This window comes from Nostoc sp. DedSLP04 (assembly GCF_034530775.1).
Taxonomy (GTDB): domain Bacteria; phylum Cyanobacteriota; class Cyanobacteriia; order Cyanobacteriales; family Nostocaceae; genus Nostoc.
Genome location: NZ_JAVRCL010000012.1, coordinates 13565 through 31429, shown reverse-complemented (window position 1 = coordinate 31429; position 17865 = coordinate 13565). Strand labels below are relative to the sequence as shown.

18 protein-coding genes are annotated in these 17865 nt (G+C 40.9%); 5 read left to right on the top strand and 13 right to left on the bottom strand.

What is annotated here, in order from left to right:
* Positions 1 to 176: 176 nt before the first annotated feature.
* The gene (locus RMX89_RS09530) at positions 177 to 647 is read left to right on the top strand and encodes a GAF domain-containing protein (RefSeq protein ID WP_322688752.1); all 471 of its coding nucleotides are present in this window, start codon (positions 177 to 179) and stop codon (positions 645 to 647) included.
* 15 nt (positions 648 to 662) lie between these two features.
* Here the strand turns inward: RMX89_RS09530 and RMX89_RS09525 are convergent, their stop codons facing one another.
* Together RMX89_RS09525 and RMX89_RS09520 are read right to left on the bottom strand one after the other, a co-directional pair.
* On the bottom strand, positions 663 to 3020 hold the full coding sequence (locus RMX89_RS09525) for a tetratricopeptide repeat protein (RefSeq protein ID WP_322688751.1): 2358 nt from the start codon (positions 3018 to 3020) through the stop codon (positions 663 to 665).
* A 663-nt stretch (positions 3021 to 3683) separates the two neighbouring features.
* Complete coding sequence (locus tag RMX89_RS09520) at positions 3684 to 4625, bottom strand: putative 2-dehydropantoate 2-reductase (RefSeq protein WP_322688820.1); 942 nt, start codon at positions 4623 to 4625, stop codon at positions 3684 to 3686.
* A 169-nt stretch (positions 4626 to 4794) separates the two neighbouring features.
* Between RMX89_RS09520 and RMX89_RS09515 the strand changes: the two genes are divergently transcribed.
* Positions 4795 to 5196: a fasciclin domain-containing protein gene (locus RMX89_RS09515; protein WP_322674704.1), complete on the top strand. Its 402-nt coding sequence runs from the start codon at positions 4795 to 4797 to the stop codon at positions 5194 to 5196.
* Between the two features lie 201 nt (positions 5197 to 5397).
* Positions 5398 to 5727, top strand: a complete 330-nt coding sequence (locus RMX89_RS09510; protein WP_322674705.1) for a hypothetical protein — start codon at positions 5398 to 5400, stop codon at positions 5725 to 5727.
* 141 nt (positions 5728 to 5868) lie between these two features.
* Here RMX89_RS09510 and RMX89_RS09505 read toward each other — a convergent pair whose 3' ends face one another.
* The 7 genes from RMX89_RS09505 to RMX89_RS09475 all read right to left on the bottom strand — a co-directional run bounded on the left by RMX89_RS09505 (position 5869) and on the right by RMX89_RS09475 (position 12986).
* A complete protein-coding gene (locus RMX89_RS09505; RefSeq protein ID WP_322688750.1) occupies positions 5869 to 6426 on the bottom strand; it encodes a GNAT family N-acetyltransferase in 558 nt (185 codons plus the stop codon).
* Complete coding sequence (locus RMX89_RS09500; RefSeq protein WP_322688749.1) at positions 6423 to 7778, bottom strand: UDP-N-acetylmuramoyl-tripeptide--D-alanyl-D-alanine ligase; 1356 nt, start codon at positions 7776 to 7778, stop codon at positions 6423 to 6425. The genes RMX89_RS09505 and RMX89_RS09500 overlap by 4 nt, the downstream gene beginning before the upstream one ends.
* A gap of 147 nt (positions 7779 to 7925) precedes the next feature.
* Positions 7926 to 8372 carry a tellurite resistance TerB family protein gene (locus RMX89_RS09495; RefSeq protein ID WP_322674708.1) on the bottom strand — a complete coding sequence of 149 codons (447 nt, stop codon included), beginning with the start codon at positions 8370 to 8372 and terminating at the stop codon, positions 7926 to 7928.
* A gap of 176 nt (positions 8373 to 8548) precedes the next feature.
* On the bottom strand, positions 8549 to 8686 hold the full coding sequence (locus RMX89_RS09490) for a hypothetical protein (protein ID WP_180277588.1): 138 nt from the start codon (positions 8684 to 8686) through the stop codon (positions 8549 to 8551).
* A gap of 229 nt (positions 8687 to 8915) precedes the next feature.
* Positions 8916 to 9218 (bottom strand): HAMP domain-containing sensor histidine kinase, encoded by a 303-nt coding sequence (locus RMX89_RS09485; protein ID WP_322674709.1) that lies wholly within the window; start codon positions 9216 to 9218, stop codon positions 8916 to 8918.
* A gap of 137 nt (positions 9219 to 9355) precedes the next feature.
* Positions 9356 to 10276 carry a histone deacetylase gene (locus RMX89_RS09480; protein WP_322688748.1) on the bottom strand — a complete coding sequence of 307 codons (921 nt, stop codon included), beginning with the start codon at positions 10274 to 10276 and terminating at the stop codon, positions 9356 to 9358.
* A gap of 73 nt (positions 10277 to 10349) precedes the next feature.
* Positions 10350 to 12986 carry an EAL domain-containing protein gene (locus RMX89_RS09475; RefSeq protein ID WP_322688747.1) on the bottom strand — a complete coding sequence of 879 codons (2637 nt, stop codon included), beginning with the start codon at positions 12984 to 12986 and terminating at the stop codon, positions 10350 to 10352.
* 851 nt (positions 12987 to 13837) lie between these two features.
* On the opposite strand from RMX89_RS09475, the gene RMX89_RS09470 reads away from it, so the two are divergent.
* The gene (locus RMX89_RS09470; RefSeq protein WP_322688746.1) at positions 13838 to 15193 is read left to right on the top strand and encodes a GTP-binding protein; all 1356 of its coding nucleotides are present in this window, start codon (positions 13838 to 13840) and stop codon (positions 15191 to 15193) included.
* Between the two features lie 332 nt (positions 15194 to 15525).
* Positions 15526 to 15783 (top strand): Calvin cycle protein CP12, encoded by a 258-nt coding sequence (locus tag RMX89_RS09465; RefSeq protein ID WP_322688745.1) that lies wholly within the window; start codon positions 15526 to 15528, stop codon positions 15781 to 15783.
* Positions 15784 to 15925: 142 nt separating this feature from the next.
* On the opposite strand, the gene RMX89_RS09460 is transcribed toward RMX89_RS09465, so the two are convergent.
* The 4 genes from RMX89_RS09460 to RMX89_RS34485 all read right to left on the bottom strand — a co-directional run bounded on the left by RMX89_RS09460 (position 15926) and on the right by RMX89_RS34485 (position 17767).
* The gene (locus tag RMX89_RS09460) at positions 15926 to 16744 is read right to left on the bottom strand and encodes a TlyA family RNA methyltransferase (RefSeq protein WP_322688744.1); all 819 of its coding nucleotides are present in this window, start codon (positions 16742 to 16744) and stop codon (positions 15926 to 15928) included.
* The gene (locus RMX89_RS09455) at positions 16745 to 17179 is read right to left on the bottom strand and encodes a DUF29 family protein (protein WP_322688819.1); all 435 of its coding nucleotides are present in this window, start codon (positions 17177 to 17179) and stop codon (positions 16745 to 16747) included. It abuts the gene before it with no gap.
* A 139-nt stretch (positions 17180 to 17318) separates the two neighbouring features.
* The gene (locus RMX89_RS09450; RefSeq protein WP_322688743.1) at positions 17319 to 17654 is read right to left on the bottom strand and encodes a XisI protein; all 336 of its coding nucleotides are present in this window, start codon (positions 17652 to 17654) and stop codon (positions 17319 to 17321) included.
* Positions 17642 to 17767, bottom strand: a complete 126-nt coding sequence (locus RMX89_RS34485; protein WP_416211975.1) for a hypothetical protein — start codon at positions 17765 to 17767, stop codon at positions 17642 to 17644. Before RMX89_RS34485 ends, RMX89_RS09450 begins: the two co-directional genes overlap by 13 nt.
* Positions 17768 to 17865 lie beyond the last annotated feature (98 nt).

Sequence of the window (17865 nt, the reverse complement as noted above, 5' to 3'; positions counted from 1 at the left end):
AAAACCTCTAGTTACACGCCTCTATATTAATTATGGAGACAACAGACCTCTCCAGGTGCGATCGCTCCATGAATTACCTTGACTTTTTACGGAATGTAGAAAGGGTACATTGATTTTACTAAATGAATTTCCTAATTATTTTTCGCGTTTACAATCAAACTTTATTTTCTGCGACTATGATTTCAGATACCAAAACCATTTTTGCTATCTTGACTGATAAAAGGTCTACCATCGACTGGAACCGACTGCTTACCGAAATCTTGACTGCTTTCGATTGCTCTACAGCTACCATCCATACCCTAGATAAAGACAGCCAGTTATTACACCTAAAGGCTTACCAAGGCATTCCAGAATTGCTTTTGCCTAAAATGACGATAATTCCCACTGGCAAAGGGATGGCTGGTGTCGCCGCCGAACGCAAGCGACCCGTACAGATTTGCAACCTGCAAACCGACGAATCAGGAGTGGTTAGACCCTCAGCAAAAGAAACGAAGGTAAAAGGTTCTATGGCAGTGCCACTGATGCTGAATGGTCAATTGCATGGTACTTTGGGCATTGCAAAGCCGGTTCCCTACGAATTTACTGCCGAAGAGGAAGAGATACTAATGGAGATTGGAGAGGCTATTAGCCGGAAAATCGTCAGTTAAAATCAAATACTATTACTATTTTTCAAAATACTTCATTGCTGTTTGTACTTTCTCAACTTGTCTGGGTGCTTGCATTTCGTTAAAGAGGGCGATCGCTTGGACAAAACTTTCCCTACTTTGCTCAATTTCACCCATTTTTTTATGAGTCAATGCCAACTGATAATAAGCTTCAGCTAAGTCTGATTTAGCACCGATTTTATCAAGAGTTTCTATTGCTTTTGAATGATGAAAAATTGCTATAGTAAATTCCCTCTGTTCTCGAAAAATCTCCGCCAGACAACTTATAGCTTTAGCTTTAATCTGGGTAAAATTGTTTTCTTCAGCATGAAATATAGCTTGTTGGCAGAACTTAAAGGCTTTTTTTAGATTACCTAAATTTATATAAGTTATGCAGAGAGTTACTAAACTATGCCCCATTCCCCATAAAGTCACTCTACTTGACAATGACATAGCAGTAAGGCCTTGTTCAGCAAAATAAAAAGCATCTTCATTACTACCATAGGATGATTTTATCAAAGCCAAACAGCATTGAGCGTATGCCATGTAATCATCAAGATTGCTATTTTGTTCAGCAAGGCTACAAACACCATTAAAACAATCTTCGGCTGCTTCTATTTCCCATAATTGAAGCTTGCAAAGTCCTATATTAAACAAAATAGATATTTTTGTTTGCTTGACATCTAACTCGTCTAATATTTCTCCTGATTTTTCATAGCATTCTATAGCTTCTCTAACGCAACCGATAATTCGATATGTATAGCCAAGGATATTGTAAAGTTTAATTAATCTTTCTTGCGATTTTATATCGTCTATTATCCGTTTAATGACAGAGATGTTTTTCTGGAGTAGTCCCAGTTGGTAAAATGAGCAACCCAAAGGCAAACCTATACTCCACTGTTTACCTCGTCCTTGTAAAATTACATCACCAGCTTGCTCAAAATCATTAATTTCTACATAGTGATAATAAGCTTCTAAAGCAGTCAAAGCATCTGTGATATTTGTGATGTCTGCAACTCTTCGCGTCCAAAATTCTGCGGCTTTTCGATTTACTAATTCCCATTCTTCATTGACTAACCTTAATCGGCTAATTGCTTCATCACGAATTACCGGATGCAGCCAATATTGTCCTTTTTTTGCTTCTATTAAAGACAAATCTTGCAGAGCTTTAATTACCCGTCTACGTCGTTGTTCTGGTACATCCCAAAGCAAAGATAAAACTCCTTCAATAGGCACTGAAGTAATATCTTGATAACGATAGCATCCTAAGCGACACAAGAGGCAATAGGCTTCTAAATCATTCGTTTGGAGTCGCGTAAATTGACTGGCAACTAAATCTTTTAACTCTCTTTCTATTAATAAATATGTACAGTTTTCCTGCCAATAGGCGTGTATATCACCAGAAAAATCTGTCAAGATTGCTCCTCGGAGAATTTGCATTGCTTTGGCATTACCTCCATAAGCTCTACACATTTCACTGAGAATAGTAGAATCACAATTGATATGGTGACGGCTGAAAAACTGTCGCCATGCTTCATCATCTAAACCTTCGAGTGGATAAAGATGAACTTCTACACTAGACTCCCGCAAACGCTCACGACTTGTTACTAAAGTAACTGAATGCACATCTGAATCTGCTAATACTCTCAATAACTCAACATAAGGACGACGATATTCTAAAAACTTGCCATTTTTATCGAGAGCAGTTTCTAGATTATCGATAAATACCCCAATTTTAGAAGCTTGCTCTCGGAGTTTGCGCCGTAGTCGTTCTAAGCTGATACCAAAGTCACCTCCTGGTTCTTCGTTAAAGTATCGCCGCAGCCATTCTTCAACCACACTTTCCACTGGCGTGAGGTTTTGGATTTCTGTAGCCATCCACAGTTCCAGGACAAAATTAAATTTTTGACTTTTAAAATATTTGCGTGCTAATGTGGTTTTGCCAACACCACCTTCACCCTGGATGAGGATAACTTTTGCTCCCTGACTAACGAGGGTGTGAAGTTCGGCTATTTGGCGATCGCGCCCTACAAAGTTAGAATCTAAATCTTGGGGTCTAGTACCATTAGTCGCTAAATTGGCAATATGGAGGATTTTTTGCGACTGTTGGCTTGTTCTAAATCCCTGAACTATCCCTTGAAAGCTTGATTTAGAGACTTTCACTCCTAGGACTTTTGATAGTAGATGCCAAAGTTGTGCGCCAACTGATTTTAAATGCGCTTCTGTATAACCGCGCCTGTTGGCAATATCCTGGTAAGTCTGCCTTTCATCTTCCCACAAATGACGGAAGATAATTCTTTGAGTTTTATCTAAGTGTTCTCCCGTTTTAAGATAAACCAAGTTATCTATGAACTCTAAAGCTTCTTCCGAACCCATTCACTATGCAATAAACCTTATCTATCCTAGTCTAACACCCTTAAAAGTATTTTTCCTTGCTTTAAATACTACTAAAACATACTTTTTCATACCAAGTAGTAAACCTACTTTATCCTACTGACATCAGTACTCTCATAATAATAGAATAAAAAAAGCCAAGTTCATTTTGAGCTTGACCGATAATTTGAATTTTGTTTGATTAATTAATTGTTAAGTGAAATCACAAATTGAATCAGATTGACCAAACAACAAAAAAAGTTTAGGACAGAAGCTGTTGTGACGATTCTCGAACGGAATTTTTTGCTTAATTTTTTGTAGCGCAAGGTACGCTCCAAAAAATACGCAAAAGAGACCAAAGACCGCAACAAAAACAGCGATGGCTCAAGATACGCTCTTAGATTCATAATAAAAGAGACTCAAGTTTGTATAAACAGAGCCTGCGCTTGTAAGTAAAACTTTAAGCGCAGGTTTTTCTTGTTGTGATTATAACTTTATGGAATATCTGTTGCAAGTAATATCCGAAAATCTTAATTTTTAGTGTGAAAGAAGATTAAAATATTACCCGCAATACTTCGATTAATTTTGAAAGCAGAAATTATCTAAGTCTGACACTTTCAAAGTAGAATTTAAGATAAAAAATTTCTTAAACTCAAAACTTAACCTTCAAAGTTCCCTGCTGTTCGCATCTAAAAACTTTAACTGGTGGTATAAACAGCTAATCTGCACTAAATCTACACCTACTGCTTGGGCTTTTCGTAATGGGTTGCCGAAAATTGCTTCTATCTCCAAAGGACGATGTTCGTCGTAGTCAATTTTCATACTGGGGCGGTAAGGTGTCATTTTGACAGTATAATCGAGCATTGTTTGAATGAAGCGATCGCCAATCGTCCGCCCATAACTTTTTGCCCCCGTTGCTACTTCATACATCAACTGTTCAACTAACTCGCGGGTGTACTCATACGCCATTAATTCATCAGTTCTAGCGTTGAGAATCACAGAAAGCCCATTGTATGGGATATTCCACACCAGCTTTTTCCAACGTGCTAGGAGTAAATCTTCGGCTAATTCAATTGGGATACCAGCGCTTTCAAAGTCATCAGCAATTTGCTGCATCCTCTGAGTTATCCCACTAGACTGATAATTAGGAGTATATTCACTAAAGTTAATTTGCCCATAGTCTAGATGGTGTATATGCCCTGGTCCCACTTTATTAGAACATAAAAAGCACAATCCACCGATAACAGTTACATTACCAACAATTTCAGCGACTTCCTCTTCTACACCAAGTCCATTTTGCAATACCAACACCACACCATTATCTTTAACTACAGGTGGCAACATCTTTGGTAGTAAATGGTTTTGCGTCGTCTTCAGTGCCACCACCACCACGTCGCATTGTGGCATCTTTTCTACGTCGTTGTAGGCGTGGACTTCAGGAAGGGTAAAGTCACCGTCTTTGGACTCTACCACTAAACCATATTTCTTTACCTGTTCGTAATCACTCTTGAGCAAAAAGTGGACATTTAACCCAGCTTTTTGCAGTCTGGCACCATAGAACCCACCTAATGCTCCAGTTCCCAGAATGGCATACGTGCGATCGGACATTTCTTTAGATAACGGAATTTTCCTAGAAACATCATAAGGTGATGTCTGGCGAGGGTACGCGTCTAGGTGTAGTTTATTCAACACCTGATTTTAAATTTATTTTGTTTAATAAAACTTAAAATAGGTTTATTATCCTTTAAAATCTTTTGCAGAGATTTAGGTAAGATATATGGCTGATATTGTTGATATTGCAGTTACGTCTGAGTCGTTTAAAACACTGGTAGCGGCTGTACAAGCTGCTGGTTTAGTAGAAACATTAAAAAGTCCTGGCCCATTCACTGTTTTTGCACCAAATGACGATGCTTTTGCCAAGTTACCACCGGGAACTATCCAAACTTTGTTACAGAATATTCCCCAGCTAACACGGATTTTAAAGTATCATGTCGTTCCCGGAAAGCTGCTAGAGGCTGATTTGGCACAACTCGGTACGGTTAATTCTGTGGAAGGTTCACCCATTAAAATTCATTCTTCTGATGGTTTTGAAGTTAAAAATGCCACAGTTTTAGCAGCAGATATCGAAGCTGATAATGGTGTGGTACACGTTATCGATACGGTGATTTTACCAGGTTAATTCTGGCTAGGGTGGGTATTTTCCACCCTACCGATCCAAAATCTTTATAATTAACTAACTATTGGTACTATCAAAACGCAACTCAAAAGTTTAGTTTGTGTTATGTTTGCAATGTGAGTACTCACTGTTATGTTAATGTAAATTTCGTTGTTTTAAAATAAATTAAATTCTTAAAAAGCCAACATCTATCCCAGGAAATTAATGCTCGATTTTACCACCTTAGCTGAGTTCTCTCGTGGCAACTGCGTAAGCATTTGTACATTTCTCGTACCAGCGAACTTACTTGTCACAATTTTAACGATGAGCCTAGTTGCCTTACGTCGTCCATCGCCTCAAGTGTGGCAATCTGCTGGAATCGCTAGCTTTTTTGCTTCTGTAATGATACTGCACGTATATACTTGGTTCATGATTGGTGTGGTGATGGCTCCTACTTATATCTTGATGTGGCTAGCAATCACCTGCTTAGTGACTAATTTTGCAGCAATTCTTTTTCAAAGACGCTACAGCAACAGCCCTAGTCTTTCCAACTGAAGTCTATCAGACATCTATGGATGATATTTTCAGCAAATCAATCATCATTCGATCGAATAATTACTAATTCGTAATTCGTAATTATGAAGTTAAATTACGAATTACGTTAGCGTAGCGGTAGCGAGTCTGCGAGCGTCATTATCAATTACGAATTATGTTGTCGCCTCTCCATTCATGCTCAAGGATGGCATATAGCCAAGAGTCTCGCCATTCTCCCTTAATCCAATGGTGTTCTCGCAAATACCCTTCCTGCTGCATTCCGATTTTTTGCATAACTCTTGCTGAGGCAATGTTTTCTGGGTGACAAGTGGCAAAGATGCGATGTAAGCCTAACTCATGAAAACCAAATGATACAACTGCTTTTACAGCTTCAGTTGCATATCCTTGCCCCCAAAATTCCTTAGTAAAAGAGTATCCAATAGAGCCTATTTGATTGTCAGTATCCCGAACGGATATACGACAGATACCAATTAATTGCTTTTGGGGTTTTAAAGTCACTGCCAAGGCAAAATGCTGACGGGGTTTTTCGCCTTGTAATGAAATCTCTTTTTGCAAAAAGTTTTTGGTATCTTCTTCAGTATTCGGGCCAAAAGTCAAGTAACGCACAACTTCAGCATCAGCAGCATATTGATGAACCTCTTGCCAATCTGATTCTACAAAGTCTCGCAGTATAAGACGTTTGGTTTCTAGTGGTATCATTTGGGAAATTCTGCACGTAACTGACTGACTACCCGATCTAGTCCCACGGAATGGGCGGCTTTGAACAATAAACGATCGCCTGCTTGCACAAATGTCTTCAATCTAGCCACCAACTCGGCATGAGTTGCAAAACACTCCGATGCAACACCCTCTGCACTAAGAGCGATCGCTTCGGCATCTTGTCCATCTACCAAAACCAACAAACCGTCTAAATTCAAGTTACGTACTGTTTCGCCCACTCGCTGGTGCAACTGCTGCGATCGCTCTCCCAATTCTTTCATTGCACCCAATACGGCAATCTTCCGTTTTCCGGGTGTATCTGCCAATAATTGCAATGCTGCAATCATAGCTTCTGGTGCAGCATTATAAGTTTCATCTAAGATTACCACATCGTTGGGTAAGGTAAATCGCTGCGATCGCCCTGTAGGCATATCTACCATCACACCTGCTTTTAAGGATGCCCAATCGATCCCCAACACCTTTGCCACCGCTAAAGCTGCCAAGAAATTAGTGGCATTATGACGACCAGGCAAAGGTAGAGGTAGTTGGATTCCTGCGACTTCCACCTGGTCGTTATCAATTAACTGCCCTTGAATATCTCCACCAGAAAAGCCGTAAGTCAAAACTTCTCCCTGCCAAAATTTCGCCGCCGTGGCCATTAATAAAGGATTGTCGTGGTTGAGAATTGCCACACTATCAGCAGGCATTTCGACTAACAACTCACATTTTGCCTCAGCGATCGCTTCTTCGGAACCGAGTAACTCAATATGCGCCGTCCCCACATTGGTAATTACTCCAATTGTTGGCCGCGCTATTTGCGTCAGTTCGGCAATTTGTCCTCTACCGCGCATCGCCATTTCAATCACGGCGTAATCGTGTTCTGCGCCAAATTCTAAAAGAGTTTTCGGAACACCAATTTCGTTGTTGTAATTTCCATAAGTTTTGTGAACTCGTCCCTTTGTTCCTAAAACTGCGGCGAGCAATTCTTTGGTTGTAGTTTTACCCACCGAACCGGTTACACCAATTACAGGAATATTGAAGCGATCGCGCCACCATCGAGCAATTGTTTGATATGCCTTGAGAGTATCTTTTACTTGTAGTACAGGAAAACCAGGATTTTCGTATTCAAAATCTACGATTGCAGCTATTGCCCCCTTTGCGATCGCAGTTGGCACAAATTCATGTCCATCAAACTTATCACCTCTCAAAGCGACAAATACTTCACCCGGCTTCAAGGTACGGCTATCTGTTTGGATACCGCTAGTTACTTGTGTTAAAGCAGTTTCAGATAAGTTTACAGAATGAGCCAAAATAACTTCAACCAGTTGGGTTAGGGTGGCAGAACAACGCATAAGCAATTGATAATTTAAAGTTCAAAATCATAAAAGCAAAAAATAGTGGCAAAGAAGCTTAACTTCCGTGCCACGCTTTATTTATAAGCTACTTATACAGTTTAATCAAGTAAGGACAATGGGCATAACAAGTTATGTTCGATCGCCCTATGCACGATTTTTAATCAAGATTACTTGCACAATTTGTATTGCTATCTCACTCGAAACCCCTAAAGCTTGATATAAATCAATTAAGAAGTTTTTTTCTTCTTCAGGTATAATACCTTCAGCTAGGACTAAATCGGTAGCTACTGCAAAGGCTGCTTCCCGCAACTCTTGAGATAGAGAATCTTTGGCTGCATTAAACAAAGCATTAAAGTCATCGCCTTGGAGAATGCCCAAAATTTTGTCAAACAGCCTGTTCATCATTTCATTGGGATAACTTTTAAAAAGTTTCATCCGAGACAGCACAGAAATGATAGAATTTGTTTGCTCAACAGAAAGATAACCGTCTGAAGCAGTTGCCGTCAATATAATGACAGCAAAAGCTTCCGCTGGATTGAGTGCTGCTTGGGTTTGGCTATCTGTACCCAACACAGCGTCGAATAGACCCATTGTAGTAGCTCCTTGGTTAGAGTCCCAATAGCGTTACTGTTACCTGTATGTTTGGTAGATTTACAGGTAAGACTGTGACGCTTGAGACTTTCATCCTTTAGTGTTCCCAGGATTTATTCACGGCGAACACTCGTATCCAAAGGTTTTTGGTAGGAACTACATTGCCATCCGTAAACTTAGCGTTCTCCTGTCTTTTCTATTGTCTCAATTACCGCCAGACCTATACCAGAAGCTGCCATTAACAGTACTACTGAGATCAAATAGGCGTTGGTCAGCATTTGTAGAGCTTCGTCGAAAAAAATATAGGTGGTCATTGCTTCACCTTTGGGAATTTGTGCTGCTTGTGCTTTTTATTTCTCCACACCCCGATAGGTGAATTTCGCTGAGAAACTGCTAGCAATTGCATCTTAACAAAACTTTAGCTCTTTCAGAACCCCGCTGAAAATTTTTCTTTCTGAAGATTCTATGAAGTTTATAAAAAAGGGAATGGGGCATGGGGCATTGGTCAATAATCAATGGTTCTTCATCTGCTTCCCTGAAGTCTCAACTCGGTATTGGTTCAGGTTGATGAACTGGTATTTCAATCACAAATTTGGTGCCCTCTCCTAGTGTGGAATCACACCATATCTTGCCACGATTTTTTTCTATGACTATTTTGTAGCTGATGGATAAGCCCATACCAGTACCTTTGCCGATAGGTGTCGTGGTGAAAAAAGGATTAAAAATGCGCGATCGCACTGTTTCAGGTATCGCACAACCATTGTCGGCGATCGCAACCGTATCAATTACAATTTTGAATAAGGAAACACCAACAAAGCTTGCAACCAGTTTGTGAGAAATTTTCATAACTGTATGTCAGCTATAACCACGTCAGTATTCAGTGTTCCCAAATCTTCGCAGAGAATTTAGGCTATTACCTTTATTAACTGCGATCGTCGGTGTATATATCAGGTATTTCGTGAAATGGGATAAACAAGACAAGCTTAAAGTAAACAGCGTTCAATCGTCGCTACAACTGATTGAGAAAGAGTATCAAAGTCGTAACCACCTTCTAAGCCAAACAGAATTTTACGAGTTAGCCCCAAACAATAATCAGTAAATAAAGCATAGTCTTCTGGCTGTAAATTAATACTTGCCAAAGGATCTTCTGCATTGGCATCGTAACCAGCACTGACAATTAGTAAATCTGGCTGGAAGTTGGCTAAAAACGGTACTACCTGTTTTTCAAATAGTGGCTGATATATTGCAATATCACTACCAGGGGGTACTGGTAAATTTAATACGTTATTGTGAAAACCCCGTTCTGTCGATCTTCCCGTACCGGGATAGCATGGGTACTGATGTAGAGAACAATAGGCGATGCGTGCTTCAGTTTCAACGATCGCCTGAGTACCATTACCATGATGTACATCCCAATCAAGGATGGCGACGCGGTTAATTCCAGGTTGTTCTAGAGCAAATAAAGCGGCGATCGCGGCATTAGAAAATAGACAAAAGCCCATCCCTGCATCACTTTCAGCATGGTGTCCTGGGGGACGCGCTAATACAAAAGCTGGATTAGCCGACTTTAACACAACCTCAACTCCATCCAACCATCCACTGACTGCTAACAATGCCACATCATAACTGCGTGGGGAAACTGGCGTATCTCCATCCAAAGGGCCGCCACCACTAGAAGCGATTTGCCACAGTTTTTTGATGTAGGCTGGGCTATGTGCTTTAACCAACGAAGACATCAGTGATGGTTGTTCTGATGCTGGTGTAGGCGAATACCAGGTAATTTTATCTGCGAATGTAGCTGCTTTTAAAGCATTTGCGATCGCACTTAAACGTTCTGGTTTTTCGGGATGGTATTTTCCAGTCTTGTGATCTAAAAATTCGTCGGAATAAATGACTGGTAGCATAGGACGAAAAAGGTCGGCAGCAAGATAATGAATTTTATTGTATCCTCACTGGTACAAAGACTTTTCCCTTGTACTAGCTCGTTGGTCGTTTACTTTCGAGGATTTCTGTTGCTTTCTGTTCAGAAAGTGGGCGGTAGAATAAAAAGCCCTGTACCTCCTCGCAGTTGATAGATTTCAAGAACTCCAATTCCTCTTCCTTTTCTACCCCTTCGGCTGTTAACTTTAATCCCAAACTGTGTCCCAAGGTAACTATGGCCTGGATAATATGAGCTACTTTGGCATCCTGCGTCAAATATTGAATGAAAGATTTATCTATTTTCAGATTGTGGAGTGGCAAAAGCTGTAGGCGCGAGAGCGAAGAATGACCTGTACCAAAGTCATCGATGGAGATATAAACACCCATCTGCTGTAGCTCCTCTAACACTCTTCTGGTAAAACCCAAGTCCTCAATCGCTGTGGTTTCCATAATTTCTAATTCTAAAAAGCGCGGCTCCAGACCCGTTTGTTCTAAAACCTTAGCTATAGTCTCTACCAATTTGGGTTGACGGAACTGCTTCAGAGAAAGATTGACAGCGATTTTAATCGGTGGCAATCCAGCATCTTGCCATGCTTTATTTTGGCTACAGGCCGTCTGTAGAGTCCATTCGCCGATGGGGACAATTAATCCACTTTCTTCGACCAGAGGAATGAATACACTGGGGGCGACCAATCCCATCTCTGGGTGCTGCCAACGCAACAGAGCCTCCATACTAGTAATTTCTCCTGTGGCAATGTTCACACGAGGCTGATAGTAAAGCTTAAATTCATTGCGTTCTAGGGCATAGCGCAAGCTCTTTTCTAAAGTCAGGAGTTCAGGATTTTTAGCACTCAGAGAAACACTGTAAAATTGATAGTTATTCCGCCCTTTGTCCTTGGCGTAGTACAGAGCAGCATCTGCGTGCTGGATTAGTGTTTCGGTGTCAGGGCTGTTGCGATCGAGTAAGGCAATACCGAGGCTAGCAGTTACATAAAGTTCATGCTCTTGGAGATGAAAAGCATCCTCTAAGGCTTGTAAGATTCTCTGCGCCACCAAAGTTACCTCTTCAATATCATTGATTCGTGGAAGTAAAATAGTAAATTCATCGCCTCCCCAACGGGCTACAGTGTCTCCATCTCTGAGTGAGTTTTTTAATCTTTGAGAGACGCTTTGTAACAATTGGTCTCCCAGAGTGTGACCCAGAGTATCATTAATCACCTTGAAGCGATCCAAATCGAGGAAAATCACAGCTAAACTTTCGCCATTTCGAGTGGCGTTGGGCAGAGTTTTACTGAGCAATTCGTTAAATAGTAGACGATTTGGCAATCCTGTCAGCAAGTCATGGAGGGCTTGATGGCGAATCTTTTCTTCTACTTGCTGACGCTGCCGCGCCCCAATGATACTGGCGGCCATGGTCAAAAGAGTAGATTCTTCATGCTTTGACCAATGACGTTCAAAGGTGCAGTCTGCCAAGCCAAGATACCCCCAGAAATGATTATCCAAGCGAAGAGGTACCAAGAGAAGGGATTTAATGCCATCTCGAATCAGAAATTCTTGTTCGGCGACAGGAAATTTTTGAGTGATGCCGCTAATTGACTGGCCGCTAGAGAGAACTGTGTACCAACGGGCTAATTCAGGAGCTTGATAAAGCTGATTCTGCCAATCGTGGAGGGTAGATTCAATCCCAGATTGTGTCCATTCAAAGCGTAGGCTGACTGCCATTTCCTCTGTAATAGGATGTAGATGGTTCTGAAAGAGATAGGCACGATCTGCCTTGGCAGCTTCACCCACTACAGCTAGAGCTAGATCGATACCAGTTTCGTAATTCATTTCTCCTAGCAAATAATTGGCAGCTTCTGCAACTGCTTGTAGCAAGCGATCGCGCTGGCGTAGTTCGGCTGTAGCTTGCTTTTGCTCTGTAATATCTCTAATAATAAAAGTTCTAATTAAATCACTTTCTGGAAGATAAAGTACGGATTGTTCAAAAACTTCTGTACCTACTTCCACCTCGCGCACAAAAGAATTGTTTTCTAGATTTTTAGCTCCAATCAACAGTCCCGTTAAAATTGGGTGTTCTGTCCCAACTTCCCTAAGATTGGGAAACTTGATCGCTGCGGCTGGATTGAGATACGTAATTCTTCCCTCGAAATCCATCTCAATAATTGAATTGGGGATGAGTTCAGGGAAGGATGCTAGGCGAGCTAGAGCAGACTCACTAGCTGCTTCAAAGCTGGGATCGATGGCTAAGGTTTGAAAAGGATTGGCAGGACTGGCTTGCTCTGATAAAAAACCAGATAAGTCTTCAACATCAAAAGATTCAGAAAATGCTTGTTCGGAAATGTTGGAAATAGCATAATATTTAGCCTGAGCTTTATTACTGCCAAAAGCGATGATATCTCCATGCCTAAGATTATGAGAAAAGCATTTAGTGCCATTTACAAATAACCCATTAGTGCTTCCTTTCCCCTTATAGTTACCATCAATAATCTGAAAGCCGTATTGGTCAGTTTCTGGAACAGTGACTCGCAATAAAATTGCATGTTGCATTGATACCGAGCGGGAAGCCAAGACAATAGTGTTTGCAGGATGCCGCCCCAGAGAATAAGTAGTCTCTCGTAAAGGGACAGTTCGCCGCCCTTCTAGGTCTTGGATGACCAACAGATGGCGTATTTTTTCCCGCTCATTTCCTTGCATGGCTGTTCCTCAAATTTCTCATATAATTAATATTTATGTCTTAGTCTGAAAAAGACTGCTCCTATAAGTCCAGAATTTCAGGCTGCACTTATGGGAAAACTTGCTCAATCAAAGTTCTCACCATCTGCGTAGGCGAGCATTTACCGCAAGCATCGCAAAATTGGTATAAGGGTGTAAACGAGCTTTTACCTTCATGATTGACCGCACTCAGCACTCTTCTTTTTATAGAATGAGTTGGCTAATTATTCAATCAGTTTTTGTAGTAGAAATTATAGTTTTTTCTCTACTCATAGATAAGTTATAAATTTTGTTCCTTCATCTATATCATTTAACCTTGTCTTTCTTAGGATACCCAGATTAACAATTCAAAATTAAAATTTGAAAATTGCACCCTTACAGGGAAGCAAGCTAGGCGTAACGTGATGTTGCGGCAGCCTCTTGTAGAGAAGAGAGTTACATAAGAAAATTTCAAAGCCGACTAAAACTGAATAAAGTCGGAGCCAATGCACCTTCGATCTCAGTGTAGATTTTGGCGTTAGTCTCTCTTTACAGCTATCTATTAGTCACATGTTTTTTAAGACTTTATAAAATACCTAATCTCCGACCTCATAAACTTAGAGACTTTTTATGTCCCATATATAGATTATTAGTACAAGAGCTTAGGGATATAAGATAGAGAAGTATGTTTAACTTTTCCTTTCCCTGATAATGGGGTTGAAAAAGTGAGCATTGATTGAGTATGGTTAATGAGTACGAATTCATACCTATTATTCACAATCGAATGCTGAAAGTAAGTGTTTTGAGCATTGGATGAGCATTTTAGAGAGAGTGAAGGCTGAAGCGTTGATATTATGTCGGTTTATCGTAATCTGCAAGAAACTCACTTAAATCGTGCCCGCGCCAGTCTCAGACAAGGGCTTTCTTGGTATGGATATCTTCGCAAGTCAGGACAGTTATCATCTAACCCAGAATTAGCAGGTTTGATGAAACCAGAATTGGAAGCTTTGAGAGCCACACTCAACAAGCTAGATTCAAACGTCATTAGAATTGCTGTCTTTGGTTTGGTGAGTCGGGGAAAGTCAGCAGTTTTAAATGCCTTGTTGGGAGACAAGATTTTGCAAACTGGGCCTCTGAATGGTGTCACCCAATGGCCCCGTTCCGTGCGGTGGCAGCCCAGCGATAAGGTACTAGTAGAGTTAATTGATACCCCTGGATTAGATGAAATTGAGGGGGAGTCACGGGCGGATATGGCACGAGAAGTAGTACATCAAGCGGATTTGATTTTGTTTGTCGTGTCTGGTGATATCACACGCACTGAATATCAAGCGCTGCTGCAATTAAGGCGATCGCAAAAACCCCTGATTTTAGTGTTTAACAAAATAGACCTTTACCCAGATACAGACAAAGGAGCAATTTACCAAAATTTGCAACAACTGGGTGCTGGACATCCTCAAGCAAAACCTCTACTACCTGATGAAATTGTCATGGTGGCGGCAGAACCAGCGCCAATAGAAGTGCGAGTTGAATGGCCTGATGGGCGTGTCACTTATGAATGGGAGACACCACCACCGCAAGTAGACGAACTCAAAGAGATAATTCTGAATATTCTGAATCGGGAAGGGCGATCGCTTCTGGCTTTAAATGCACTCATCCAAGCACGGGATGCAGAAGCCGCGATCACTCAAAAAACCATCGATTTACGCGAAAAGGAAGCCGAAGAAATTATTTGGCAATTTACCAAATACAAAGCTTTGGCAGTAATGCTCAATCCCATCGCCTTCTTAGATATCCTTGGCGGAACTGTTGCTGATTTAGCTTTAATTCGCGCTCTCGCTAGATTGTATGGTTTGCCGATGACTAGCTATGAAGCCGGGAAAATTTTAAAAACGATTTTATTTAGTTCTGGCGGTTTGCTACTTGGAGAACTAGGTAGTAGTTTTCTTTTGGGTTTAGGTAAGAGTACTGCCGCAATAACTAGTGGTGACAATCCCAGCAATATTACTGCTTTTGCTGGCAGTGCGATCGCTCAAGCTGGTATCGCAGGTTATGGCGCATATTCTGTTGGCAAAGCTGCCCAAATCTATCTCGAAAAAGGCTGCACTTGGGGACAATTAGGCGCTAGCAGCGTCATTCAAGAAATTCTCTCTCAAGTTGACCAAAATACAATTCTGTATCGTTTGCGACAAGAGTTAAACATAAAGTATTGAGAATAATTAAAAACTGCTATCTTTTTGTTACCGTTTATAAGCGTTTATCAACTTCTATCAAAGTCTTCTGACAATTAACCGACATTCTCAATTTGGGATGCAAGATTGAGAACATGACCACCTCTGCTTGCGATCGCAACTAGTAGAATTCCCATACCTTTTTGAATCTAAAGATGACAAGAGGGTAATCCCACTCAATTTTGCGAAAAAGATGGCGGTGTTTACCACTACTTATTGTGGGAAGCCTATCTAAACTAGAAATGTGAGCTGATTGAGGTCATTAAGAGCTTGCAGCTAATAACTCTGTCTGTAAATTATAAGGTGAAAGTATCATGACAACTACCCTAAAAGTTGAAATTGCTGGGGCAGCAAATCTCGAAGAAGCCATTACTAATGCCATTAATGAAGCCCGAACAACTTGCGATCTAGATGGCAGTAATTCTGCTGGTTGTGCTGTAGCCTGGGACATTGTGGAAGAATTGCAAGCCGAAAAATCTCACCAACACCAAGCAAAATCCAAGAAAACCTCTTTGGAAAATTACTGCGATCGCCATCCAGATTCCGTAGAATGTCTAATCTACGACCTTTAATAAGAAAGAATTCAGGAGTCAGGAATCAGAATTCAGTATGAATTGGAGTTCGAGTGCAGACTTTGGCGTGAGCGCTCAGTCGAACGCGGAACATGTGGGTTTAAGTCCCCGACTAATTGATTTCTGAATTCTGCATTCTTATTTAACTCTTGCGTAAATCAGTTGTTGCTGATTGCGTTATTCGCTTAATTGCTTCTAAATCAAGTGGTGGTGTTTCACTTTCCATTGCCAACCACAAAAGATATTCGATATTCCCAGCAGGGCCAACGATCGGCGACCAAGTTAAGCCTTTGTATTTCCATCCTAATTCGTGGGCAGCTTGCAAAACCTGGAAAATGGCATCAGCTTGGTCGTTTGGATCGCGCACAACACCTTTTTTACCCACACGGGATCTGCCGACTTCAAACTGTGGCTTGACTAACAATACAGCTTCTCGGTTAGCTTGAGTTAGTTGCCACAAAGCAGGCAGAATTTTTGTTAAAGAAATAAACGATACATCGACCACCGCCAAATCAGGAATCGGGTCATTTTCGCCATATAACTCATCTGGTCGTAGTTGCCGTAAATTGGTGCGTTCCCGTAAAATCACCCGCGAATCATTTCGCAACCGCCAGTCAACTTGTCCGTAACCAACATCAATACCGTAAACTTGTTTTGCTCCAGCTTGCAAGAGACAATCAGTAAAACCACCAGTAGAAATCCCACCATCTAAACAAATGCGCTCTACTACGGGAATGGCAAATACTGATAAAGCTTTGGAGAGTTTTTCACCGCCTCTAGAAACAAAAGGCGATCGCTTTTTAATATTTATTTGAGCCGAAATATCAACTTCAGTACCAGGTTTATCAACTAACTGCTGATTAACAGTAACTTCCCCCGCCTGAATTAACCGTTGTGCTAAGGCGCGAGAAGAACATAAATTTAGCTCTACTAATAGTGTGTCGAGTCGCTGTTTAGCCAATTAACTAGACTCTCCTGGTAAGATTAAAGCCAAAGCACGATTGATAATTTCTTCTTGGTTAACCAGCTTTTCTAATTCTTGGGCTTCATAACGACCTTCTTCTACTTCTAGAGAAGCCCGATCGATGGCATTTAAATAGGCTTCTGCTAAGATTTCTAACAATTCCTCTGGCGTAAGATAATAGCCTCCAGCTTTGCGCCGCTTATTTTCTCGTTGAATTTCCCGAATTGAATTCCGAATTGAGACTTCCCAAGAACGAGTCGTGCGATTTTCCGCTTGTTGTTTAATCAGAAGCAACAGCAAAATCACTGCATAGCTACGAATCGTTTTGATTATGTCATTTCGGCTCATTTCCTCTAATTCTTCAACTATAATCAATGCTCCTTGAACATCGCCTTTAACAAGCAAGTCTTTCAGAGTTAATAATTCTTCCATCATCAGCGCCTCAAACATCGGCAACTTCTATTGTGGCTTATAGAGGTTCCAGTCTAGATAAGATAGGCTAATGCGTTTCATCTATGAGCGATCGCTACTTAAATGTATTATTCTTTGCAAATACACAATATTCAGATAATTAAGATACAGCAAAATCGATGTATTGCCGTAGTTCAGCAGGATGGAAACCCAAGACAATATCTTCGCGCAAAATACCCGCTTCTAATAATGCCTCTGCAACTTGCTGAGAAGTACCATCATATTGAATCCACACTTTATCATTAATAATATCTATATGTACCACCGAACCATGTACGCGGCGCACTCCATCCCAGCCAATGTGTAACACTTCGTAGTGGTTTCGCTCCGAGTCAATCACTGCTTCTGTGTCTATTTGACCGTTAGCAAGCTTGTGACTAGCATAGTCAAATATCAACTGACGAATAATTTCACGATACCGAGCTAGCTTATCCATCTGATAATCCTTTCTAGTTGCTCGTCAAAGACAATTAGGTTTATTCCTATACTATTAAGAATTAGCTGACCAAAGCGTTCGGAAAATATACCTTCGTAAACCCGCTTGGGAATTGCTGGTTATGATTTTGCCCTTTGCAGGCAAAATCTTGAATAAAGCCCTTCTCAACGTCTAGAGTTCACAAAAAAGCGATCGCTCCATTAAACCAAAG